General features: G+C 46.9%; 21 protein-coding genes. 3 read left to right on the forward strand and 18 right to left on the reverse strand.

The genetic code is table 11. The features are described 5' to 3' along the window. Positions 1-13 precede the first annotated feature (13 nt). Positions 14-3307: a stalk domain-containing protein gene (locus ASG85_RS08460; RefSeq protein WP_060645929.1), complete on the reverse strand. Its 3294-nt coding sequence runs from the start codon at positions 3305-3307 to the stop codon at positions 14-16. A gap of 907 nt (positions 3308-4214) precedes the next feature. Between ASG85_RS08460 and ASG85_RS08465 the strand changes: the two genes are divergently transcribed. Beyond that, on the forward strand, positions 4215-4601 hold the full coding sequence (locus ASG85_RS08465) for a DUF4280 domain-containing protein (RefSeq protein ID WP_060645930.1): 387 nt from the start codon (positions 4215-4217) through the stop codon (positions 4599-4601). A 50-nt stretch (positions 4602-4651) separates the two neighbouring features. After that, entirely contained in the window at positions 4652-6316 is a 1665-nt protein-coding gene (locus ASG85_RS08470) for a hypothetical protein (RefSeq protein WP_060645931.1), read from the forward strand. 434 nt (positions 6317-6750) lie between these two features. On the opposite strand, the gene ASG85_RS08475 is transcribed toward ASG85_RS08470, so the two are convergent. From ASG85_RS08475 to ASG85_RS08520, 10 genes are all read right to left on the reverse strand, one after another. Further along, entirely contained in the window at positions 6751-6996 is a 246-nt protein-coding gene (locus ASG85_RS08475; protein WP_060645932.1) for a hypothetical protein, read from the reverse strand. A 126-nt stretch (positions 6997-7122) separates the two neighbouring features. Further along, on the reverse strand, positions 7123-8004 hold the full coding sequence (rarD, locus tag ASG85_RS08480) for an EamA family transporter RarD (protein ID WP_060645933.1): 882 nt from the start codon (positions 8002-8004) through the stop codon (positions 7123-7125). Positions 8005-8256: 252 nt separating this feature from the next. After that, entirely contained in the window at positions 8257-9342 is a 1086-nt protein-coding gene (locus tag ASG85_RS08485; protein ID WP_060645934.1) for a nitric oxide synthase oxygenase, read from the reverse strand. 72 nt (positions 9343-9414) lie between these two features. Beyond that, the gene (locus tag ASG85_RS08490) at positions 9415-9747 is read right to left on the reverse strand and encodes a hypothetical protein (protein ID WP_060645935.1); all 333 of its coding nucleotides are present in this window, start codon (positions 9745-9747) and stop codon (positions 9415-9417) included. A gap of 25 nt (positions 9748-9772) precedes the next feature. Continuing rightward, on the reverse strand, positions 9773-10471 hold the full coding sequence (locus ASG85_RS08495) for a pirin family protein (RefSeq protein WP_057304151.1): 699 nt from the start codon (positions 10469-10471) through the stop codon (positions 9773-9775). A gap of 149 nt (positions 10472-10620) precedes the next feature. Continuing rightward, positions 10621-11583, reverse strand: a complete 963-nt coding sequence (locus ASG85_RS08500) for a family 43 glycosylhydrolase (protein WP_060645936.1) — start codon at positions 11581-11583, stop codon at positions 10621-10623. A gap of 2 nt (positions 11584-11585) precedes the next feature. Continuing rightward, complete coding sequence (locus ASG85_RS08505; protein WP_060645937.1) at positions 11586-13061, reverse strand: arabinan endo-1,5-alpha-L-arabinosidase; 1476 nt, start codon at positions 13059-13061, stop codon at positions 11586-11588. Beyond that, positions 13061-13906 carry a carbohydrate ABC transporter permease gene (locus ASG85_RS08510; protein WP_060645938.1) on the reverse strand — a complete coding sequence of 282 codons (846 nt, stop codon included), beginning with the start codon at positions 13904-13906 and terminating at the stop codon, positions 13061-13063. The genes ASG85_RS08505 and ASG85_RS08510 overlap by 1 nt, the downstream gene beginning before the upstream one ends. 3 nt (positions 13907-13909) lie before the next feature. Continuing rightward, a complete protein-coding gene (locus tag ASG85_RS08515; RefSeq protein WP_060645939.1) occupies positions 13910-14794 on the reverse strand; it encodes a carbohydrate ABC transporter permease in 885 nt (294 codons plus the stop codon). Between the two features lie 94 nt (positions 14795-14888). Continuing rightward, positions 14889-16232, reverse strand: a complete 1344-nt coding sequence (locus ASG85_RS08520) for an ABC transporter substrate-binding protein (RefSeq protein ID WP_060645940.1) — start codon at positions 16230-16232, stop codon at positions 14889-14891. Between the two features lie 398 nt (positions 16233-16630). Between ASG85_RS08520 and ASG85_RS08525 the strand changes: the two genes are divergently transcribed. After that, positions 16631-17701 (forward strand): GntR family transcriptional regulator, encoded by a 1071-nt coding sequence (locus ASG85_RS08525; RefSeq protein ID WP_057304147.1) that lies wholly within the window; start codon positions 16631-16633, stop codon positions 17699-17701. A 1073-nt stretch (positions 17702-18774) separates the two neighbouring features. On the opposite strand, the gene abc-f is transcribed toward ASG85_RS08525, so the two are convergent. The 7 genes from abc-f to ASG85_RS08555 form a co-directional block, all read right to left on the reverse strand. Next, positions 18775-20817: a ribosomal protection-like ABC-F family protein gene (gene abc-f / locus ASG85_RS08530; RefSeq protein WP_060645941.1), complete on the reverse strand. Its 2043-nt coding sequence runs from the start codon at positions 20815-20817 to the stop codon at positions 18775-18777. 198 nt (positions 20818-21015) lie between these two features. After that, positions 21016-21159 (reverse strand): hypothetical protein, encoded by a 144-nt coding sequence (locus tag ASG85_RS38725; protein ID WP_164484158.1) that lies wholly within the window; start codon positions 21157-21159, stop codon positions 21016-21018. 97 nt (positions 21160-21256) lie between these two features. Beyond that, positions 21257-22159 (reverse strand): response regulator, encoded by a 903-nt coding sequence (locus ASG85_RS08535; protein ID WP_082588016.1) that lies wholly within the window; start codon positions 22157-22159, stop codon positions 21257-21259. Between the two features lie 5 nt (positions 22160-22164). After that, positions 22165-23475, reverse strand: a complete 1311-nt coding sequence (locus ASG85_RS08540; RefSeq protein ID WP_060645943.1) for a sensor histidine kinase — start codon at positions 23473-23475, stop codon at positions 22165-22167. After that, positions 23460-24221 carry a TSUP family transporter gene (locus ASG85_RS08545; protein WP_060645944.1) on the reverse strand — a complete coding sequence of 254 codons (762 nt, stop codon included), beginning with the start codon at positions 24219-24221 and terminating at the stop codon, positions 23460-23462. The genes ASG85_RS08540 and ASG85_RS08545 overlap by 16 nt, the downstream gene beginning before the upstream one ends. A 34-nt stretch (positions 24222-24255) precedes the next feature. Beyond that, positions 24256-24906 carry an amino acid ABC transporter permease gene (locus ASG85_RS08550; protein WP_060645945.1) on the reverse strand — a complete coding sequence of 217 codons (651 nt, stop codon included), beginning with the start codon at positions 24904-24906 and terminating at the stop codon, positions 24256-24258. Between the two features lie 20 nt (positions 24907-24926). Next, positions 24927-25580 (reverse strand): amino acid ABC transporter permease, encoded by a 654-nt coding sequence (locus ASG85_RS08555; RefSeq protein WP_060645946.1) that lies wholly within the window; start codon positions 25578-25580, stop codon positions 24927-24929. Positions 25581-25599: the final 19 nt, after the last annotated feature.

Raw genomic sequence — 25599 nt, forward strand, 5'->3', positions numbered from 1 at the left:
CTTTAATCTCCTCTTAATTAGAAATCTGAATGATTTGAGTAGGTGCATGCCAGTCGACCTGAAGTCCTAAGGACTCGGATATGAACCTTAGCGGCACATAGGTCTTTCCTGCGAGCAGCAAAGAGGGTCCATCGATCTGGGTGGGCTCGCCGTCTATATATGCCGTAGTATTATTAATACGGCTAGTGATGGTCGCATATTCCGTACTTACCGTAACGGTAAGGCTTTCTTGATCCCAATCAACGGCCGCACCGAAAGATTCGGACACGGATCTTATAGGTAAATAGGCCTGCCCGTTTATTATAACAGGCGGAACGTCGAATTTGATGAAAATATTGGGAGAAAGTACGTTTTCTGCCGAAATGGGTTGAATCGTGACGGGAACAAGGCTGGATTCTGGGTCAGAACCAGACGAAGAGCTTGTGTCTACTGTTGTGATGTTAGCCAAAGTGGTTGAGATTTCTGCCAGAGCTTGCAGCTCCTCAGGCGTGTATTTGGCCTTCTCTTGCTGCTGGAGCTGCTCCAGCAGCTTGGTTATTTGCTGTTCCAGCTGCTGCTGCACGGCTGAAGCTGGCGGCAGCGCAGCCGCCAGCTCCTGCACAGCGTCAAGCTGCGCGAACAGCGCATCCTTCTGCAGCGAATGCATCGCTTCGTCGACGGCTTCTATTGCGCGGGTCAGCGTCGCGACCCGCTCAGGATCCTGCTGCGCTGCGCTAAGCGCAGCTTGGAGCTTCAGCTTCGCCTCTTTGAGCGAAGCCAGACCAACGGAAGCGCCAGTCTGCGCATCCGCGAGCTGCGCTTGCGCCGCCAGAAGCGGCTGCAGCTGAGCTGCTGCCGCTTCTGGCTCGCCGGCGGCGATGGCCTGCTCCAGCTTCTGCTGCTGGAGCTCGGCCTGTTCGGCCAGCTGATCCTCGCTGGCCTCGCTATTCCCAGGCGCGGTGCTGCCTGGGGTTTCTTCACCGCCCGGTTCGACCGGCGGTGCGGCCTCCTCGGACAGCGCTGCAATCAGCGCGTCCGGGTTGTTCACCAGCTCCATCTGCTTGAGAGCTGCCCCGTTGTCGCCTTTCAGCAGCGCCTCCAGCATCCCGAGCTGAGCCTGCGCATCCTTCAGCTGCACAGCCAGATCAGCGATCTCGTTCAGCTTCAAATCCGCTACGGCTGCTTCTTTGGCCGCTTCCAGCTTCACGATATCTTTCTTCAGCGTATCGATCTGCTGCTGCAGCTGTGCGGGTGTTTCCAAAGAAGCAATAGCTCCCGGCTTCGCGATCTCGACGGTGACCTTCAAAGCAGCTGCTGCTTCCTTCGTCAGGGCAGCTGAACTGCTTGGATCGGTTAGCGCGCTAGGGTCTACGGCATTATCCATGCCGATCCAAACCGCCCCAGGCTCATCCGATTTATAAAAAATCCCTTGCCCCGACTTCGTCATCGTGGCTGCTGCAGCGTTATAGGCCGCTGGGGTCAGCGCGTCCAGCTGCACCTTGTAGGAACCGATGATGACGGTTCCTAGCCCCTTCTCTTCTTCGGCTGAACCTGAGCCGTTCTCGCCTGTGCCGCTGCTTCCGTCCCCTTTGTCACCGCCTGAATCGCTGCCTGAATTTCCGCCAGACGCTCCATCTTCGGCAGTTACAACTACTAATTGCCCTGAATTGCCTTTTCCCTCCAGAGGCAGTTCGTCGATCTTTTTCCCTTTTTTGTACAACACAACCTTGAGCTGATCGATTGAACTAAACTTGAGCGATAAATTACGCACAGGCTTGTTGATTTTCGTCCGCTTCCCAATCGCACGGCCTTCTTTCGTAAAAACCGCGTACTCCGTAGCGCCCAGCTTTTTATTTACTTTCACACTGAAATCACTAAGCAGCGTGCCCACCGAAGGCTTCAGTTTCCAAGTACCTAAAGGCGCTTTCGGCTTTTGCGGCTTTACAGCTGCAAGCCCATCATCGAGGTCACGATAAGGCAGAATACCTTTCTTTATCGTTCTTTCAACCGCACCGCCGGTATCCAAGTCCAGCTTGCCGAGCGCCATTTTATAACCCATTTGGGCAGATAGGATTTGTTGATCAGCTTGAATGACAGCGTCCTTATAAGCCTGCAGCTCATCTGTTTTCATAAGACTTAGCTTCAGCTTCTGGTTCGCTTTATCCAGATTGACTACCGCATTGTCTTTATCACGCAAGGCCTGCGCATAGCCTTCTTCGGCCCCTTTTGCTTCCAAAAATGACTGCCGCACCGCAGCAATGACCGCATTCCGGCTTTCCTTCTCCTGAAGCAGCGCTTTATTCTGCTCCATGGTCGCGATCGGAAGCGCATCCCTGAGATCGTCCAAATAACGCAGCCCGTCAAACTCCCCTTGAAGCAGCGATTTGGGAATAGGAATGAATCCAAGCAGCATGAAAAAGCCTTCCCAATCCTTCTTCACTTGTGAAAGTGTCGTTTCATAACTAGCTAGGAACAGCTCCATATCCACATCTTTAGCCTTATACATGCCGTCCATGACCTTCATTCGCGCCGATCCAAACTTAGAGCTGTACAAATCACGCGTCGTATTCAGCTTCTCATCCGCTAACCGCCGGTCCTCCGTGTCCTTCAGCAAACTAAGCGTCGACTTTTGAGCCGTTGCGATGTAGGCAGGCAGCTGTTTCTGATTCAAATCCGCGTAATCCGGCTCAAACGAGAGCTGGACTTTATTTTCCATGTCCAAACTCAGCAGCTTGCCCAGCGCTAAACGACTAGATTTGGCCGTTAACTGCGCTTGTTTATATTCAGATAACGCCTTCTCCAGCGCCTTATCTGCCTTCTCTTGTTCAGTACTATCTGCAAGACCGAATTTCCGCTTCTTTTTCACCGTTTCCAAGGCAGATTTATTTTCCTCCATTTTCTTCCTAGTATTTTCTTCTGCCACTGCATCTTGATAAGCTGCTAAATAAGCTTTTTGCACATCAAATCGGGCCGTATTCATCGATTGCCGCAGCGTTTCCTGCGCGATATAAAGCTGCTTGCGTGCTTCAGGCACCTTCAAACGAGTCGATAATTCCTGACCTAAATTACGAGGTTTGGCAAATAGTCCGGAAGCCTTAGCTTCCTCATTTTTAACCGCATGCTGCGCTTGCTCCAGCTCTATCTTTTTCTTCAAAATATCGGTCTTAGCATCCCGCAATTGGGGACTTATTTTCAAACCCTGATCGACGGCTTCCCTCATGGTTAAAGACTTCACCGTTGCAGCTTCGACTCCCGAACCTGCTGCCACAATCGACGACACGCCTAGCAGCAGCACAAGCCCCAACTTCACAAATTTTACCCCTATCATTATGAATCCCTCCGCTCAACCATCTCCTCTTATAGTACAATATCTCCCCCACTCCCGCACCCATCTTTTGGAGAAAAATAGTGAAAACTATCGAATATAGTAATAGACTGCTCATATACTTATCTAGTAGTATAAAAGTAATGGAAGTCTGCGAATTTTGACTGGAATACTTATCCTAGCTAACTACATCTCATTTCCGCTAATTCCCGCTTCGTTAACGATATAAAACAACCTTAAATGCTGGGCGATTGCTTATTCGGCCACTTTAAAGATGAAAAACATTCTTAACACCTATTAGATCTACAACCAATCACCCATTTAACAACTTAACGATATAAAACATCCTTAAACGCGGCACGATTGCTAATTATGCTACTTTAACACTGAAAAACATGCTTAACATCTGCCAGATCTGCAACCAATCACCCATACAGCTACTTTAACGATATAAAACAACCTTAAATGCTGGGCGATTGCTTATTCGGCTGCTTTAACGCTGAAAAACATGCTTAATACCTACCAGACCTACAACTACCCACCCATACAGCAACTTTAACGATATTAAACATCCTTAAACGCGGCACGATTGCTAATTATGCTACTTTAACACTGAAAAACATGCTTAACATCTGCTAGATCTGCAACCAATCACCCATACAGCTACTTTAACGATATAAAACAATCTTAAACGCTGCACGATTGCTAATTAAGCTACTTTAACGCTAAAAATCATGCTTAACACCTACCAGATCTGCAACTAATTACCCATTCAACTACTTTAACGATATAAAACAATCTTAAACGCGGCGCGATTGCTAATTATGCTACTTTAACGATTGAAAAACATGCTTAATACCCTACTTTGGAAGCTCGGTGGCGCGTTTTGTTTAAGGAAGGAGAGATTCGCATGGGAAACCTCGTTTGCGGTGGAGCGATGCTGCAATGCTCGTTCGGTGCGGCGCCTGGTACATTAATGGTGCTTCCGGCGAACATGGTGATGACCGCTATGCCCATTGCCAACATTATGGATAATAAGCCGATGGTGAACATTATGCCGTTTGGGATGTGCAATTCAATGGCAAATCCGATGGTTGCTGCGGCAACGGCGGCTGCACTTGGAGTACTAACTCCCATGCCCTGCGTGCCAGTAACAGCTGCGCCTTGGGCTCCTGGGTCACCGACTGTGCTCGTCGCGAACATGCCCGCTCTGAACAATACGTCCAAATGCATGTGCAACTGGGGCGGCGTCATTCAAATTCAACAACCAGGGCAAATGACCATTCAGGTGCCTTAACCCATTTTAAATACACCTCATTTAATAATTCCATCTAGGAGTGAGAAGATTTGGAGATCCAGCCGGTCAAAACCCTTGAAAAAGTGCTAAAGCCTGTCGTTGCACCATTCATTGGCCATATCATGAAAGCCATCGCAACAGTCGGAAGGCTGCCCAAACTAGCGATCATTAAGTTTCAACAGATTCTTAGGGTCATGCTGCAGACGCGCGAAACGTCACTGAAAAACTACGTTTTGATCGGCTCCTATTATGTCTCCAAAAGGTTGCTTCTTTTCCTCACTTTGTTCCTGCTCGTTTTGATCTTTTTTATCTTCATCCGCCCACCTGCGATCGTGAATAAGTGGTTGAATCGTGTTCCTGTTCTTCAGAAAGACACCCCTAAACTTACGAGCTTTTCAGGCAATGGCAAAGTTGTGGGTACCCAAAAGGATTCTCTCTATGTGGGGGATCTGGTTGACGGCAAATATGCCGGCAAAGGTAAACTTTTCCACAGCAACGGCAAACCCGCTTATGAAGGTGATTTTGAAAAGGGGCAAAAATCAGGCAGCGGCTCCTTGTATGACGAAAACGGCACCCTGCAATATAAAGGGGCATTTGCCGGTGATGTCTTTAACGGGGCTGGAACCCAATACGATCCCCAGCAGAAAGTGCAGTATATCGGCGAATTTCAAAATGGAAAATACGGCGGGGCCGGGAAATTGTTCGCGCCTAGCGGAGATCTTTTGTATGAAGGCTTGTTTAACGGCGGCCTATATAATGGCGCTGGCAAGCTCTTCTCATCGGGCGGCATCGCCCAATATGAGGGTGAATTTGCAGCCGGTCAATATAACGGGGCTGGTAAGCTTTTTGATGCGAAGGGACTTCTTATCTATGATGGCGGCTTTAAGAATGGCAGTTATTCCGGAGATGGCACCGAGTTTTATACGAATGGCCTGATCAAATATAAAGGCCAATTCCTCGCTGGCGCGTATGGCGGTGAAGGCACCGCCTTCGATGAGAAGGGCGTGCCGCTCTTCAAAGGCACGTTCCAGAGCGGCGTCCTTAGTGGCGCCGGGGAAGCGTATGACGAGTTAGGCAAACTCGTCTATAAGGGCGATTTCAAGGCCGGCGTCTATGACGGCCTTGGCACGCTGTTTGACGCAGACGGCGCGCCGCTGCTGCGGAGCTTTTTTGCAGGCGGCCAGGCCAGCCTGCAGAGCTTCATCGGTTTGTCCAGCAAAAAAGTCGAAGACTTGCTGGGCAAACCGGCCGAGGTGACGCTGCAGGATGCCAGCGTCATGCTCGCGGGCCAGGAGGCGCCGCAGGTTGCCTCCGCGGAGACGGCGGCTGCGGGCGACGCCGCCGTGGAACCGTCGGCCGCGGGCGCGGGCGCGGCCGATCCGGCAGCAGCAGCAGGCGTTAAGCTGCTGCTGAACTATCCGGCCTATCAGCTGTCGCTGCTGGTAGAGCCGTCTAAGGGCAACCCGAAGGAGGCCGTTGTCACCTCCCTCAGTATTTGGGGCTCGAAGCCTTTGGCGCTGCTGCAGCCAGCCATCGAGACCGTCAAAAAGCGCGGTGAGCCCAACGATGCAGGCTACATCGTCATGGAACTCGCGGTAGGTGCCGGGGCTGGCACCTACACGAACAGCTATTACAAAGGTGATTTCATCTTCACCCTCACGCATTTCAACAAAACAAAAGAAGCTCACCTGCTTCAGGTCAGCTCTACCAAATAAGAGGCGCTGCCTCAAGTCCTTCAATTGCTAACGGGTTTCTTTTACACGCGTCGCTGACTCAAGCCCCTTAATGTGTTTACGGGTTCCTTTTACACTCAGCGCTGACTCAAGCCCCTTAATGTGTTTACGGGTTCCTTTTGCACACAGCGCCTCCTCAAGCCCTTGTGTTTACAGGTTACCTTTGCACGCGAAAGATATAGGCTTAAAGCAAGCTCAGACCTGACTATCGCGTTTTCCACCCTTTTACGGAACGTCGTTCCGCTATTTGGGTGAAAAAGCTCGAATTCCGAGACAAACGGAACGACAAGACGTTATTTCGTTGTTTTACCTCCAAATCTGCTTATTTTTAGCAAATAAGGCCCTCACGTTCCGCCATTTTCACTTTTAACACTTATTCCCTAAAATAGAGGATTGACGTTCCTCCTAAATATGTTTTAGGTAGCTAGTTCTTCTCCTTTCTCACTCATCACCTCAAGTTCATGCATAAACAAAGGGGCTGTCTCAAAAGTAGATAATTCTACTTGCGGACAGCCCCTTTGGGGCCTGCTGACCTTCAGAACGAAATTCATACTTCCATTGGATTTTTCCAATGGAATCGATTTTCTGGCTTCGAAATTCGTTATTCTAATGGAATAAATCCAATGGAATTGACTTTTAAGCTGCCAAATCCCTACTTTCATTGGATTTAATCCAATGAAAGTAGTAGACAGACTGCGAAATACATTAAGTTGGATTTCATTTTTCCGAATATGACTTTTGAGGAAGCCCCTTTTCTGTATCTCCTAAAACAATCCACTTTTGAAAGCCTACTTCGCTACAGAAGTCCTCGCCACTCGCATCGATGCGAGTGCATAAACGATCAGCGCCGTCCAAATCAAGGAGAAACTAATGAGAAGCACCGGTGAAAATTTCTCTTTAAATAAGAACACACTTAACAACAGCGTAATGGAAGGGCCAATGTATTGAATGAATCCCAACATGGAAAGAGGCAGCCGAGCAGCCGCTTTTGCAAACCATAGAAGAGGCAAAGCGGTTGCTACACCTGACAATAATAGCATCGCTAAAGAGATAGGCGGTAATGCCCATGCGGAATCATGATGCGTGAAATGTAAGTAGGCAATATACGCGACTGCTATAGGGAAGACGATGACGGTTTCCCCTGCCAACCCGATAGAAGCATCGTAGGAAACTCTCTTTTTCACAAGACTATAAAGGCCGAATGAAAACGCTAGTGAGAGAGAAACCCATGGGAATCTGCCATAATCGATGGTTGCCAGCAAAACGCCGGCACCCGCTAAAACAACGGCCAACCACTGACTACGGCTTGGTTTTTCACGTAGAAACAAGACCGCTAGCATGATGTTTATCAACGGCGTAATATAATACCCCAAGCTCGTCTCGATAACATGACCGTTATTGACGGCCCAAATGAATATCAGCCAATTGGAGCTGATTAAGATGCTGCTGATTCCGATCATGAGCAGAGCTTTCCGGTTCGTAAGCATCTCACGAAATTCATTCCATCGGCTTTTCCCTATCAGTAAGAGAATTGCCATGAATACGAATGACCAGATGACGCGGTGAGATAATATTTCACCTGCAAGCAGAGACTCAAAAGACCTCCAATAAACAGGCAGCACCCCCCATGCGGTATAGGCAAGAATGGCGTACCAAAGCCCTTTTTTCATTATAAAATCCTCTTTTCAATGTCTTGTAACATAATTCTAGTAACACATAATTCTATGAATCTCGCAATTTTGTCCGATGGTCAATTCGAAAATAATAAATCCCCGATTACGGGGATCCGACTACACGATTTTTTGGTGCTATCCTTTAACGGAAACGATCAGTGTCAATGACGCAGCGAAATCCATCTTCTAATTCTTGCCGGATTTTCTCTAACGCCATGTGAGCGGTTCTCCCTCCCACAATCCGACTGCTCAGCCCTCATGCCGGTAAAAAAAGTTAGGCAGCTTCACTTCATTTGAATAATGCTGATGAAAAATATGCGTCGTCGCTGGGGATAGCGGCGGGATTAGCCACGACCAATCACCCGTGACATCACGACCGACCTTCTGCTCTTTCTCTTCAAAACTCTTAAATTGCCTTGCCGCCGTATGATGGTCCACAATAGCTACTCCCTGCTGTTGATAAGAATGCAGCACAGCCACATTTAACTCAACAAGCGCCTTATCTTTCCAAAGAGAAGCATCACGCCGAGTATCCAAATCCATGATAGACGCTACACGCGGCAGCATGTCATATCTCGCTTGATCTGCAAAGTTACGCGCCCCGATTTCGGTGCCCATGTACCATCCATTGAATGGCGCAGAGGGGAAGTGAATCCCTCCGATTTCAAGGTACATATTCGATACGATCGGTACCGCATACCATTTGAGATGCAAATCATTGAACGCTGCTATATCCGGATGTATAATATCCACTTCCAGGACGAGTTCAGCAGGAATCTCAAACAGCTTCGGTTTCCGATCTCCCAATTGAACAACAAGCGGCAGCACGTCGTAAGGCGTCCCAGCCCCCTGCCATCCAAGCGATTGGCATAACGCAGTTATTTGAATAGAAGCTGGGTCACCGAGAATCCCATTGTCAGTTTCATAGCCTGCGTAACGGATCAATTGGTCATTATGAATAAAGGCTCCCTGAGCCGAATCATGCGTAGGTGGGAAAATCGTAATCACTGGGCGGATTTTGCCGCCATTGGTTGCCGTTTCAATATGACGGAATAGGGCCTCAGCCATCTGTTCTTCTGTTTCTATATAACGAGCATCGTGTACCGTCAGTGTTTCCCAGAACAATCGCCCGATGCAACGGTTGCTGTTGCGCCATGCCATTTTAGCCCCATGCTCGAGCTCTTGAAGGGTATGTTCGTAGTAACCTTTATACCTAATGGCTTCGGTAATTTCAGCAAGACGAGCCTCGATTTTGCCCGAGCTTTGACCTAATTCACTATAACATTCCTTGATAAAAGGCACAGCTTTCTCCAGTAATTGATCCTGCACTTTCATAGGTGCTGCTCCAATCCGATAAAGGGGAGCCCCGCAAGCCTCTGACACCTGCGCAGCTCTCCCTATGTTGAGTTACAATTGCGCACTAAACTGATCAGGAATGTATACGATTTGAGACTTTGATACTATGGTTAACTCGCCTTTTTCCTCTGAATAGTGCACGGAATCATCGCCTACATAAAACCATAATTTCTTCGTTGGCTCATTCTCAAACTCCTGAAATAGGAAAACGTTGAGTTCCTCTTTCCATTTCAAAAGTTCAGCAATATCTTCCTTCTTCTCTATCTGCACGGTAAATTTCCATTGGTCTCCAACATGCTCGCATGTGTAGGGGATCGGATGTTTTCCCGTATCTACGAACGCTCGACCGCCCACTGCATGTTTAATTAAAAAGACTTCCTTCATCCGCATAGCCCTCCTTCATCATTCATTATGGCAGATCGATTAGCATGAAATGTGTATCTTCTATCGCACGAATAGCAACCGTCTGTTCAGCTTCCATACGAGCGCTATCCTTCGTTTCTAAAACAGCATCATTAGCAGATAACTTCCCGCTTATAAGCATTAGATAAATGCGTCGATTCTCTCCTTGTTTAAACACAAGCTCTTTGCCCGCGTCCAGCTTACTGAGGTAAATGCTCATATCCTGGTGTATCTTAGCTGCATGCTCGCCCCCCTCGGGCGTAACTACTGGAAGCAATGCGTTGACCAACGCTTCAGGCTCGTAGGTAACATTCTCAAAGGATGGCTCCAAGCCACGCTTAGACGGCATGAACCAAAGCTGGAATAGACTCATCGGTTCCGTATCCGACGCATTGTACTCGGCATGAATTACGCCGCTTCCAGCTGACATCCGCTGCACGCCATTGACTCCCGTTACCGCAACATGCCCCAAACTATCTTCGTGTTTAATTGCACCGCTGAGAACGATGCTAACGATCTCCATGTCGCTATGTGGATGTGGACCGAAGCCCCGACCGGCAGCAATATCATCGTCATTACAAACACGCATAACCCCGAAACCTACATTATCCTCATCAAAATAATCGCCGAACGAGAAATTCTTATGGCTCTGAAGCCAGCCCAGATCGGTTGTATTACGCGTATGTGCAGGGAAAACCTGAATCACAGCAATCGCCTCCTTCTTTAATATGTATAGCTTATCATATATGGACTACCGACTTCCATGTCGGAACGGTGGCGGAAGGATCTCCCTGACGTCAAAAAACCCTCTACTCTCACTAAGTGAGGTAGAGGGTATAGATTGGCTTAACCGTTCTAGGCGCCTGATACGGAGCCAAGAAAATCCGGCGTTCCATCCGCGTGCCACTTTAGTACACGTACAAAAGTGTGCCGATTCGGATCGTAGAGCGGATCGCCCACTATTTCTTTATAATTTCTCGCATGGAAGACGAAGATATCCTGTGTGCCGTCCTCCGATACAGTGAAACTATTGTGTCCGGGGCCAAAAAGTCGGATGCTTTCATCCGTGGTCAGAACAGGCGACTTGGACTTCGCCCATGATTGTGGATCCAGCAGATCGGCGTCTTCCGAAGCCGTCAGCAAACCCATGCAATAATTGAAATCTGTTGCGCTTGCGGAGAAGCTGATGAAGATGCGTCCGTTCCGCTTCAGCACCGCGGCGCCTTCATTGACTTTAAAGCCGATGATTTCCCAATCATATTCCGGCGTCGTAATCATGACCTGTTTGCCGCGAAGCGTCCATGGGCTGCTCATTTCGGAAATGTATAAATTGGAGTTCCCTGGTATATTTAAATCTTTTTGCGCCCAGACGAGATATCGCTGGCCGCGATGCTCGAAGGAAGTTGCATCCAGTGCAAAGCTCTCCCACTCGGTGCGCAGCTGCCCCTTCTCTTCCCACTCCCCTTCAAGAGGGTTGGCCGAACTATTTTCCAACACAAACATGCGATGATCGAATAGGCCTTCCTTCGTTTCTGTCGTTCTGGCCGCAGCAAAATAGATATACCACTTGCCTGCAACGAAATGCAGCTCCGGCGCCCAAATATTAGCACTTAACGGCCCATCGGCATACTTGCGCCAAGCTACGACAGGCTGCGCCTCATTCAAACCGGCAATCGAAGCGGAGCGCCGTAGTTCAATGCGATCGTATTCTGGAACTGATGCGGTAAAATAATAATATCCATCTGTATGTTTATAGATCCATGGATCAGCACGCTGCTCCAATAGTGGTCTAATATAGCTGGTTTCTAAGTTCTCCATCGTTATTCTCCTTTAATGCGATCTGTGTATTTGCCCCATATGTTGATGCCCTTCTCGTTCATCCCTGTAAACACAAGCGTAAGCTTGTCATTCTCCCAATCCCAGGCAGGCGAGACAAGCACCTTCTCTGTCGTCTGGACACCCTCATTTGTATCTAAAACCGTCCATTGCAGCGTTAGCTCATTCGGTTCTTGAAATGTCCACTTGCCGGTACCATGTGCCGATTCAATCTTTCCATTCGGCTGCAATGTCATTGGTTCAGAACGTTCTGTTCCCGTCCATGCCATCGGTATTGGTAATCGATCCCAATGCCCTGCCAGCAGCTTCGATGATAGAGACTGCAGCTTCTCTCCCGCATAGCGTTCAGGCGATGCAACTGGCCATCCGTCACGTGTCCAGAGAAGCTCACGAATATGGAGGTAAGACCAATTTTTATCTTTTTCGCCACGGGCATGGTGCACGAGAAATGTGCGATCGCAGTCCTTCAGAATCGAGTTATGGCCCGGCGCGATCCAGCCTTCCTTCCCACTGAACGCGTAGCTGCCAATCAGCTTGTTTCCTACATTCGTCTGCGGCGAAAACCCCGTATCCGAAAGCTGATGACCATTGAAATCCTCATAAGGCCCCGTAATCGAGGAAGATCTGCCCACTCTTACACTGTAATCGGAAGATAACGAGTCATAGGATACGAATAAGTAATACTTTTTCTGATCCGGTTGATAGATGATATACGGCGCCTCCACGGCACCTGCGACGGTTCGACTGTCTCTGCGGGCAAGCAGCGTAGGCTGCTCTCCTTGCATCACTTTACCGGTGTGTTCATCAAGCTTTACGAGATAAATGCCGCCAAAGAAGGATCCATACGCTAACCAGGGTTTGCCCTCTGCATCAAACACAGGATTAGGATCAATCGCGTTCGCTTCATCTCCCTTGGCCGTCTTCACAACGGTGCCTTGATCTGTCCATGGACCAGTAATCGAAGTGGAGGTTGCAAGTCCAATCATGGACTGATTGCTTCCGAAGGTAGATGCTGCATAGTACAAATAGTAGGTATCTCCCATTTTGAACACGTCGGGTGCCCACAGATTCGTTGCCCGTGTCCACGAGGCGGCTTCCTTCGGTATTCCATCCAGCGCGTAGCCTACCCAATCCCATGTGATCAAATCTTTGGATCGTCTCACCATGATCCCCGGCCGCAGCGAATCCTTATTGGCGCCAACCTTTATGTCAGTTGAAAACACATAATACGTATCCCCGTCTTTATAAATGGAGGGATCGTGCGTATTCATCGTGTGCCAGCCTGATTCCGTATTCGTGCTTCCTGTGTCATACATCGGGTACTGAACAGGTCTCTTCGGAAACTCTAAGGGAGCGGTATTTGAACTCCCGAATTGGAGAAAGGAAGCCCCTACAGCCACAGCTGCAAGCGCAAAACCAAGCGTAAGCAGCACCCTTTTTTTCACCCGCGAGACTGTCATTAGCCTTTCACACCGCCAACCGCAAGACCCGATACAAAGAATCGTTGGAAGAAAATGAAGACGATCAGGATAGGCACGATCGCAAGTACAGAACCAGCAATGAGAATATCGTAGTTATTGCCATAAGGCGTTACAAGACTGGACAGACCAATCGGCAGAGTCAGCTTGTTGCCAGTTTTGAGTACAATTAGCGGCCAAACAAAGCTGTTCCAGCTCGCAAGGGCCTGCAATATCGCCATCGCCCCGAAAGCCGGAGCCATCAATGGCATCATGATTTTGAAAAAGATACCATACTCTGAACAGCCGTCAATTCTTCCTGCATCAAGAAAATCCTTGGGCAGCCCGGCAGCATACTGCCGGAAGAAAAAGATCGGCAGCGGTGCGACGACGAAAGGTAAAATGACACCGCTGTAAGTATCGATCAAGTGGAAAGCAATCATTTGTTTATAAAGCGGCAGCATAATAATTTCCACAGGTACCATCATGACTAATAGGACTAAGAGGAAAATAAGGTTTCTTCCTCTAAATCGGTACATGGCGAGTCCATAGCCCACCATCGAAGATAAAAGCAGACAACAAGCGGTATACACAATGGAAATAATGATACTGTTCTTATACCAGATCAAATATTTCTTCGCGGATGCAGAAAATAGGAAGGCATAGTTATGAAAGGACAATAACTCCGGCTGCAGCTTCACATTGAGTCCGTAGCGCAGCATCTCCTTGGAAGGCTTAAATGAAGCCAACGTAAGACTGTAGAACGGGAATAGTGCCAATGCGGCAAGTACTACAAACAAGAAGAGCAGTAAGGAGGTTTGAAGGAACTTATGTCGTTGTATCTGCATGTCCTAGTCCTCCTTTCTGAACAAACCGAAAAATTTCAATTGAATGACATTTAAGATCATGGTTATACCCAGCAAGGTGATCCCAATTGCAGATCCGAAACCCAAATTATTACGTTCGATACCTTCTCGATAAAGTAGACCGATCATCGTCAGACCAATGTCATTCGGGGAGCGATTACCATTCCAGAGAATGAAGCTTTCCGTAAACATCGAATAGCCGCCATAGATGGAAATCGTAATGACGTAGATCGCTACCGGCTTCAATAACGGCAGAGTAATTCGCCAGAATTGGTCCCACTTGTTGGCACCGTCTATTTCTGCTGACTCATATAATTCATGCGGAATGCTCTGCAGCGCGGATAGGAAATAAATAATATTAACGCCTGTGAACCGCCAAGTCGCCAAAATGACCATTACGAGCATTCCCGTCGTGGAGTTGGCCAGCCAGTTAATCGTAGGCATGCCCAGCATATGACGGAAAGCATTCATCACCGAATCATCCAAGCTTCCAAAAACAAGCCGGAATATAGTTCCCGCCACAACAACCGAAGTGAGGGAGGGGATAAACAAAGCGGAACGGAAGAATGCACTCGCCTTGGTCAGCTTCGCATTTAGGAATACAGCAAGTACAAGCGGCAATGGAATAAGCACCAGCAGGGTCCAGAACGTATACCGACTGCTATTTTTCAACGCGGTAAAAAACGAATCGCTCCATAAATTCCGGTAATTCGCTAACCCAATGAAATGGGTTTGGCCGGGCAGAACTTCTTGAAAGCTCATGACAATCGTGGTCATAACCGGATAAGCAAAGAAAATAAGAAACGATAACACAAATGGCAGAACAAAGACATAAGGAGCTACCCGGGAGGAATACAGAAACTTATTCATAACGTTAATCACCACTCCTCTCTAGAAGCGCTGCAAGCTTTGCCGAAGGGATGTCCCTAGGGCAAAGCCAGCAACGGAACGCGGGGCGTTCAATTTACTTAATATTTTTCACAGCATCGTCTAGAACTTGCTTCGGATCTTTCAAATCATTAAGCGCTTGGAAAATCGTTTTCGTCTTGATATAGTCGGAGACAGCCGGCGTTTTCTCCTTGATATTCGTAGGCGCGATCTCGCTTTTCACAGAAATCAAAACATCCCATAGATTTTTGCCAAAATAACCCGTGAATTTATTGTCCGCTTTCAACGCCGGATCGTTCCAGACATCAGAGCGAATCGGGTCAAAGCCTAGTTGTGACCAAATCTGAATGTTGCCCTCTTTGGACAACTTCGCATAGGAAAGGAATTTCTTAGCTACGTCTTGATTCTTCGATTGCTTCGTAATAACCGTACCCGTACCCCCCATACCGGAAGAGCGCATCTCGCCTTGTTTAAATACCGGCATCGGTTTAATGATGACTTTGCCTTTCAAATCAGGCATGTAATCCGTAAAGCGACCCATGTACCACATCGGCATCCAGACGGAAGCTGCGCCGCCTTTATTCATGAAGCCGTAATATTCCTCCGCATGATGAAAGCCACCCGGAGCTGTGACTGCCACTTTTTCCTTCACAAGCTTCTGCAGGTAAGTTAACACTTCTGTATTCGCTTGATCTCCAATCGTTACGTTACCGTTCTTATCAAGGAAGTCCGATCCATGTTGGACAACGAGCGGCCATACGCTCCATTGGTCCGTCGTTTCGACCGTCGTCATCGGCTTGCCGGTTTTCTCAAGAACCTGCTTACCTGCTTTTTCATAATCGTCCCAAGTCTTAATATCGTCCGCGTTCACGCCTGCTTTATCGAGAATTTCTTTGTTGTAATAAATGACTTCTGCCCCAACGTGGTAATCGATCCCGTAATATTTGCCATCCTTCGCATAATTATCGAGTCGTGACATGACGAGGTTGGCCTTCTCCGGCTCAACAATATCATTCAAAGCGGTTAGTTGGACATCGCCTTTTAGGAAATTCCCGATTTTACTGATTTCAATGTCAGCCATATCGGGAGCACCCGTTCCTGATTGCAGCGCCACTAACAGTTTATTGTGGTTATCGTCATAGGGGAAAGTTGTTGCTTCTACTTGGATCGGCTGTTCAGGATGTGTTTTATTCCATGATTCAGCCATGCTTTCAAAAAACTTCTGATGCAGTTCATTGAACGTCCAGAAGCTCAGCTTAACAGGTGTACCTGATTTGGTTGCGCTATCACTATTGGTTGCAGTCGCCGGACTTGCCGTAGCTGATCCCCCATTATTCGTACCCGAATTAGATGTGCAAGCTGACAATAAAAGCATGGATGCCAAGACGGCAGCAGAAGTTACTTGAAGCTTTCTCTTCATACGATAAATCCCCCTAGAAAGAAATTTTGATTGTCATGTAAACTATCGTGCAAATGGTCGATTAACGTGTAAGCGCTTTACAAATCGAATTATAGTACATAAAAACCTATAATTATATAATCAATTGAGTATAAAATTATGTTTATTATATTTAACCACATAAAATCTTACGCGAAATGGTTGTTTAGAATCCGTATTACATTTTTCGTTTTGTGAAATATAATTGGGACCTGTTGAATTGGATTCCACTGGTGGGAATTCCCAAATTTATATATACAATTGGTTATAAAATTTAATTAAAACTATATGAATATATTTTTTAGACTTTTATGTATTCCCTTTTACACATTTACTGAGTACAATAAACCTAAGACTATGAAGAATCAGGTGATGCACGAGTGAGTAAAATTCCTCTCTATAAACAAATCTACCAATCTATTAAAGATAAGATTATATCCGGAGAGCTTCGTCCCAAAGATCGCGTGCCTTCTGAGCAAGAATTTATGGATGAATTTATGGTCAGTAAAATAACCGTAAAGAATGCCCTGGCCGTATTGGTTGATGAGGGACTTGTCACTCGTATTCAAGGTAAGGGAACTTTCGTATCCGTTAACCCTCACTCAATTACAGTGGATTCTAAGCGTCGTTCTTCAGCGTCTTCTTCCCAAAATTACATTGGTCTGATTATCCCTACCATGAAAACGAAAGTCATTCAGAGACTTGTCGACTATATCGAATATTACGTCAAGGAAGCTGGGTATCAGCTTGTCCTGCATATCACACGTGAATCTTCCATCGAAGAGTCCCGTTCAGTTCAGGAATTGACCAACACGCCAGGCATCCGCGGCATCATTGTTTTCCCTACGGAGGATGAGAGATATAATGAATCGCTGCTCCGTTTATCCCTGGATAAATATCCATTTGTGTTTATTGACCGCTATTTGCGAAATATAGAAACTTACCGGATTACCTCCGATAATTGGGGCGGCGCTTATGAGACGGTTACCAACCTGTTAAACAAAGGCCATCAGCAAATCGCGCTCGTCTCCCCCGATAATACGAATACAACCGTTGAAGACCGGACTCACGGCTTTGAGAAGGCTTATATTGATGGCAACATTTTGATTGATAAAAGCTTGTGGTGTCATGTCCCCATCGACATCCTCAGAAATGGCGATACATCAGCTTATATCGTTAATTTCCTGCATCAGCATCCTAACATTACGGCTGTTTTTGCATTAACCGCTGAGATGGCAAGGCTCACGCATCATGCTCTGCATCAGGAAGAAGGCTTGAACCCGAAGATCGAGTTGGTTTCCTTCGATGATCCTGAGATTCCGGGAATCTCGCACATTTTGCAGGATGAAGAGCGAATGGCCTTATCGGCTGTTAAATTGCTGCTTGAGCAGTTCAACGGGCACTATGTTCCGCAGCGCATCGAGGTCCCTGTGCAGTGGGTTCAGGTTTGAGTCCCTGTGGCGGCTTGCACCTCTCACGAGACAAGTTTTTCGAGAGAACGCAGGAGGGGGATATCGAGAGGAGCTTGATCGTTTTCATGTTTTCAGGGAGCATCGATCGTTATTCGTGAGGAATTCATTCAGCCTGTACTGGGGTTAAACTTTTAGCAGACACACACTAGGGAACGACCTTTATAATAGATATATAAATTCAAGTTCGAGGTGTGGCATGGGAAACCAACGCGAAAGTTATATGATGAGGAATTTAAACGAAAAACAGTTGAACACATGGAAACAGCGAATAAGAGGCCAAATTGAACTGCTTCATAATGAAAACTTAGGTTCTTAATGCAACTGTTGTTCCTTGATTTTGTGTCTACGCTATTGACAGAAGTACATCTCCATACTTTGGGTGGAACGTCGATGCGCTATTCGCGAGGAATTTGGCTGTTTCCACGCATTCGCGGAACGTCGTTCTGCTATTTCCTTGTTTTGCCCTCTAATCACGCGATTTTTGGGCAAATAGAGCACTCACGTTCCGGGCATGCCCATTCTAGCGCTATTTTCTTCAAATAGCGGATCGTCGTTCCGCGAAATGATGCAGCAGTAATCGAAATCGCCGCCTCTAATCGAAATCCACGGAAACAAGAAAACCGGCTTAAGCCGTCCGTGGTTGAAAGTGTTTATAAAGTTGATGCAAAGCAATTACGCCAAGTGACATAATACTGAACCATTCGCATACTCATCGGTGTAAAGTTGTACGTTGTACAACTTTACGCAAGCTAATCCGCGTTTCCCAACCGATTGTTGCAAAAAATACAACATTTTTAGCCTAAAGTAGCTCTATACGCTATAAAAAGACTAAATTGTTGTAAAATCTACAACATTCTGAGCTTGCTAAGCAGAAAACAAGGGAATTGTTGTACGCAGTACAACTTGCCTAGGAGCTAATTCAACAATTTTTCAAAAAAAGCAGAAATAAAACTCTAGAAAAACATAGTTACTAATATAAAATTCTGGTGTATAAATAAAAGGGGGCGATTCGCTCTCCACAAACAAAAAAAGGGAGCCTCAGCCCCCTCTTTCTATTCCTGCTCCTCTATCTGCATCCACTGCTCATAGAGCCTATCCAACATCTCCTGCGCCGCTTCTCTTTCCGTCCACAGTTGGCTTAGTTCATCTGCCGTCAGATTCCCTAGCCGTTGGTCCAGATTGTTCAACTGCGCTTCGCCATCCGCAATCTGCTTCTCTAGCCTCTCCCGAGTAAACACGGACGAGCTTCTAGACTTCCCTCTTGGCGCCGCAGCGGCGCTATTTTTAGCCGTTGCTCCCCCAGAATCTCTTGGCGAAACACTCTCAGCATCATTTGCTTTAGCACTTGCACTTGCATTTGTACTTGCTTTAGCACCAGCACCCGCACCATCCCTATCCCCAGCACCCGCACCAGCCGACTTTCTCACACCAACAGCTGCCGATTCACTCATGCGATTCCCCTTCAATTGAGCACTCTTCACTTTATAGTCATCAAAGTTGCCCAAGTAAACGGTAATTTGCCCTTGATCCAGCTCCCAAATTTTCCGAGATAGCCGATTCATAAAATAACGGTCATGCGTCACAGCCAGCACGGTTCCCGGAAACTCTTCAAGCGCCTCTTCCAACGCTTCCCTTGAAGCAATATCCATATGATTCGTGGGCTCATCGAGTATAAGTAAATTAGGCTTGCGCAGCACAAGCAGTGCTAGCCGCAATCTAGTCCACTCGCCTCCCGAGAGAGAACTAACCGACTTGAATACATCTGCTCCATAAAATAAATAAGCAGCAAGTCGGCCCCTAGCCTCCCCTTCCTCCAGCTTCGCTTCCTCACAGAAGTAAGTAAGCACCGATTTCCTATAGTCCTCCGGATACTCTTGTTGAGCCAGATAACCAATATCGACCCGCGCTCCTAGCTCGAGCTCCCCTTGGTCAGGCTGTTCTTCACCCAGAATCATCCTCAGCAGCGTTGTTTTGCCCGAACCATTAGACCCGACGAGCATTACTTTCTCACCATACTCCAGCAAACCGCTTGCCCGCTTCAGCAGCACTTTATCTCCGTATTGCTTATTAACGTCTTCGAAACGAATCACTCTCCGGCCTGAGCGGTCGTCCAGCTTCAACCCGAACTCCGCTGCCTTCGGATCCAGAACAGGCCGTTTGAGCTTCTCCATCCGATCCAGCGCTTTCTGCATAGAAGCTGCCCGGCGGAAAAATTTCTCGTTCCCTCCTACTCGCCCCCACTCCGTCAGCTGTTTGATCGTCTCTTTCATCTTCTTGATGACCTTCTGCTGCTCCTGATAATCAGCAAACTGCTGCAGCAATCGAACTTCCTTCTCCTTCACATATCCCGAATATGAAGTCAGATAGGTCGTTGATTCACCATCTTCCAACTCAACAATCTTCGTAACTACCCGATCCAGAAAGTAACGGTCATGAGATATAATGAAGCATGCGCCATCATAATGGGTGAGATATTCCTCCAACCATTCCACGCCGAACAAATCCAGATGATTCGTTGGCTCATCCAACAGCAGCAAGTCAGGTTTGCCGATCAGCTGGGATGCGAGCGCAATCTTCGTCTTTTCCCCTCCGGACAACGAGGCAAAGCTCCGCTCGTAAAACTCCCGTGCAATGCGAAGTCCGTTCGCAACCTGGTCGATTCTTGCATCCAGCTCGTAGCCGCCTTCCAGCTCAAAACGTTCTTGCAGCTGAGCGTACCTCTTAAGCAGCTGATCCAGCTTCTTCTCATCACTCATAACGTCCGGGCTCGACATTCGTTGCTCCAGCTCCGTCATGTTACCGCGGCATTCAAGTACTTCTTGAAAGCTCGTGGCCAGCACATCATACACCGTACCGCTCTCCCACTCCGTTGGGATTTGTGCTAAATAGCCGATCCGCGTATCTTTTCGTACCGTTAATTGTCCTTCGTCGGGCTTCTCCATCTTGGATATAAGGCGCAGTAGAGTCGATTTACCACTGCCGTTGCGCCCCACAAGTCCTACTCGTTCTCCCTGATGAATTTCAAAAGTAACATCCTCGAGAACCAACTGCGCACCATGGTATTTCTTTATATTTTGACCGTTAATCATTAACATAATGAAGGATCCTCCTAGTTTACGAAAGACCCTATCCATTGCAACCAACCAAGGATAAACCTCCGTCGTCCTTTAGGGACGAGCGCGTTTGCCAAGGTAGATGCGAAGCAAAAGTATAAAACTTATACTTTCTTATCTACGCACAAAAAAAGGCCGCAGGAAAATTCCTACGACCTTTCGGATTGATCCGTTTGAGGGTTAAGGTAGGTGTCTTTTCGTGAGTTGTAATTCCGTATGAGCATAAATGGATAGACTTCTCGCGTCTTTGACTGCTGCATGAACGATGCCAGCCATCGCGATGGGTAACTGGCTCACACGGTTGTTCACGACCTCTCGATTCATCCTACCTTCACCTCCTTCTTCTATCACTAATTCAAAATAATACCATAACCACCGGTCAATTCGCAACCAGTCACTGCCTAATTTTTCCGCGCTATTCTTAATATTCACTGCGCATCTTATCCGCAACCTCAAGATAGAGAACTTGGAGAAATTTCTTAATATTGACCTTGCCCTTCTCCGGCTTCGAGTTCTCATCGATTTCTTTCATCTTCATACGCACATCCTGGAATTCAAAATAAAGAGGCGCATAATGCTCAAATTTGGGATTGCTGTAATCCGTCAATCCGATACTGGCGATATGGGTTAATGCCGCCATGACGGTACGGCGAATCCGTTGTTCGACGGCTTTACCTTCTTTTTCAACATCCGCTTCCTTCAACTTGTGACATCTAGACACAATTTCATAAAGCTCCTTGAGCGGCGGAATTCCTTCCGATTTATGATGACGTGTAAGATGTTCCATAATGTCCATCAAGTCGCGGCTGCCGGTGTCCCCCACGATCCCCATATCCATGAGAATGGGCTGCATAATTTCGCGGACGCCGCGCTTTTTACGAATACTCTCTGTACCTGTGTGCAATAAACTTAGCTTGGTTAAAGATTCTTTAATCTCCTGCAAGGATCGGCTAATGTTCCACTGCTCGTTGACCTTGGACAGCACCGCTTCCACTTCAATTTTATTAATTGGCTTCTGAATATAGAATTCAACACCAGCTTGATAGGCCTTGCCAATCATTTCTTTATTTTCAATTTGCGAAATCATCACGTATTTCCCTTGATAACCTTGCTCCTTCAATCGAATAATCGTTTCAATTCCATCCTGGTCCGGCATTAATAAATCAATGACCACGACATCCGGCGTGGTTTCCAGAAGGACTCTTTCCCCTTCGCTCCCGCTGCCAGCCGTGCCTACGACTTCGCCTAAACCACCTTTTTCAATGATCTTTTGCAGCATCCGTCTACTTACCGCATCATCGTCAACAATTCCGAATGACAGCATGATCTCTACGCTCCTTTTTTCAACGTATCGGTCAATATAGTAATCACAAAAGTGGTTTGAAAACCCGGCTCGTCAGAGCGTAAATGAATGTCTCCACCTAAAGAATGAACAATATCTCGAACATGAGAGAGTCCAATCCCTGTCGCGGCAAAGCCCTCCAGATTGAATTTGGTCGTAAAACCAGGTGCAAAAATCATATCTTTATCCTGCTCAGAAATGCCAACACCGGTGTCGGCAACGATTATGACGGTCTCAGCACCCTGTTCAGAAGCACTTACGAGAATGGATCCTTGATCTTCAATTGCTTCAACAGCATTTGATACGAGATTATTGATTACGGTTAAAAGGGGTAGATATTGATCCGAACAGTAGTCCGTTTGAATGTCGCTTTTGAATTGAATCTTTTTTCCAAGCATCGCACTGTAACCCAAGTTGGATTTGATAGCGAACTCCACAACTTCGGCCAACCTCATATCGGAAGCGAAATCGCGATCGAACAGCTTCAACAACCCGGCTAGGATGCGTTGCGAATCTTTTTTGACTTCATGAATTTGCTGGGTAATTTCCAAAATGGTGCGCGAGTAGCTCTTTAACCCCGCGCCATTGATTTTTTCATATAAATTGTGGCTCTTGGCTGTTATTTGCTCAATCGTATCCATCGACTTCCGCAAGTAAAATACTTCGCCATATAAACCGCTATTCGTATTTAACATCTGCTCCATGCGCTTCTGCTGCTCATTATGCACGACTCGCATTTGATTAATGGTTACACTATTGTAGATACCAACCACGAAGTAGCTCCGCACGACAGCGGTAACTGTGATATACAGTAATTGCTCCGTAAACATGTTCACTGAATGAAAAATCAAGCTGCGCGCCAGCAATTCAATCTCATTGGACATAAGATCAATTACCGATAAGAACAACCCAAGAACAAAAGGGTGGAATTGATCCCAATTCCGTTTAATGAAGCTCATGGCAATCGCAAAGGCCATATAATAAAATGCGGCTGATAAATGCGTTTGCGCGCTCGCGCTGAAAGACATGGCCCCATGTAATAGGATACCATCTTCCAACGTCCGAAATAGCAAAACAGTGATTCCGGTAATGATACCAGTATAGACATAAGGCAGGTGCTTCATCAAAAGCAAACTGAGTAGAAAGGCGCTGCTGCCAAGACCAATCCGAAACATTTCGCCACTGAAAGGTGTGATCTTAAACTCTCCGGCTATGGCCGTCACAATAGCGACGAGAATCATTTGCAGCCCTTCATTCTTTAAGCGTCCCAGCCTTTCACCCCCTACAAGATATCCCATATCTGTTTACCAATGAGGAGTATACAAACGGTAAGAAATAACGGTCGAACATACGCTGAGCCTTTGCGGATCGCCATGCGTGAGCCCAGCAAAGATCCACAAACCATGGCTATTCCCATCGGAATGCCTATCCCATAATTAATGGATCCTAGAACCATGAAAGTTGCCAAGCTAGCCACGTTGCTCCCGAAATTTAGGACCTTGGCATTACCAGCTGCTTTGACGAAATCGAATCCTAACATCAGAAAAACAAAAATAAGAAAGGAACCAGTCCCCGGTCCGAAGAAACCATCATAAAAACCCAAACCGAATGCTGCGAAGCCCATTAACATCGCTGTTTTCGTTGAGAATTGGCGGAAAGTAGAAAGATCTCCCCAGTTTTTGCGAAAAATCGTGTAGATGGTGATCAATATAAGCATAACGACAACCAGCGGCCTCAAGAAATCAGAAGGTATTTGCCGCAGCACCATCGTTCCGCATACAGCTCCTAAGAGAGATAAAAAGAACAAACCTCGTACGGCTTTTAGATCAACATTCCCAGACCGCATGAATGAAATCGTACTCGTCAGAGATGACATGGTGCCCGCCAATTTGTTCGTTCCCAGCGCGACAGCCGGGGGTAATCCCGTTGCCAGCAGAACCGGAAGAGCAATCAGCCCTCCTCCACCAACGACAGAATCTACATAAGCCGCTACAAAACCTCCGATGATGATGAATATCATCATTTCCCAACTTACATGTAACATGATGCCAAGACTCCTTCTGGATGTTAAATTCCTCTTATACCAACCTTGATTCCATCCTGCGGGCTGCTAATGATAGGGCATAATTCACAGCGAAATACAGAATAGCCACTAAAAATAAAATAGGAATGGTATAACTGTAGTTTTGTCCAATTACTATTTTCGCATGGTGCATCAGTTCAGGCAAGGAAATAACAATCGCAAGAGAAGTATCTTTTAACAGGGATATAAATTGACTCACGAGTGGCGGCATCATTCGACGCAACCCCTGAGGTAAAACAATATGCCAAAGTGTTTGCACATAGCCTAGTCCTGAAGATCTAGCGGCTTCAATCTGCCCTTTATCGATGGAAGTCAGGCCGCTTCGCACAATCTCTGCAATCATCGCGCCTTCAAATAGCGTTAAGGCCAAGATCGTTGCATTCATGGGTCCGAGTTTAATCCCGATATCCGGTAAGGCAAATCTTGAGAAGAATATAATTAACAGCAGCGGTAAATTGCGAATGAGCTCGACTGCTATGGCCAGAATCTGTGAAACAACCGGCAGCTTCGTATACCGGATTGTCCCGACGACACATCCCACAATAAAGCTCAATACAATAGAGATCGCAGCGACTTTAAGCGTCATATAGAAACCTTCAAATACAAACCTTACATTATCAGCTGAGAAAGCATGCATGATATCCATTCGTTCACCTCCCCCTAAAGTCAGTCCGTACGAGCTAATTTACGTTCTAGGCGTAAGGCCATGTAACTTAGCGGCAGCGTGAGTATCAAATAAAGCACAGCAACGAAGATATAGGTATCGAAAGTAGCATAAGTCTCACTTGCGACCTGATCCCCGAAATACATGAGGTCAAAACCTGCGAATACGCCAAGTACGGATGAGTTCTTAACGAGGTTAATAAATTGGTTGCTGAGCGGCGGTATGACAATTTTGATTGCTTGCGGAAGGACGATATGCCACATCGTCTGGAAATAGGTCAGTCCCGAGGATTGCGCCGCTTCAGACTGACCCTTGGGCACCGACATAATACCGGCTCGGATCGCTTCTGCGATAAAAGATGCCGTGTACACCGTAAGGCCTAAGGTCCCGCAAACGAATCCGCTAAGGGTAATGCCCATGGACGGCAGCCCATAGAAGAACACGAAGACAACAAGCAAGAGCGGTATGTTTCGAATGAACTCTACATAGGCAGTTCCTATCCATTGCAGAGGTTTCACCGATCCTATACGAAAAATAGCAATGATTGTACCCAGCACAAAGCTGCCAATTAACGCAATAACACTGGCAATGATCGTGTTGAAGAAGCCCTTCATGTAGATATCAAAATAATCGGTAAAAATCGAGAAATCCGGCATGCGCTCCCCCCTCATAGAC

The organism is Paenibacillus sp. Soil724D2 (assembly GCF_001427935.1).
Taxonomy (GTDB): Bacteria; Bacillota; Bacilli; order Paenibacillales; family NBRC-103111; genus Paenibacillus_E.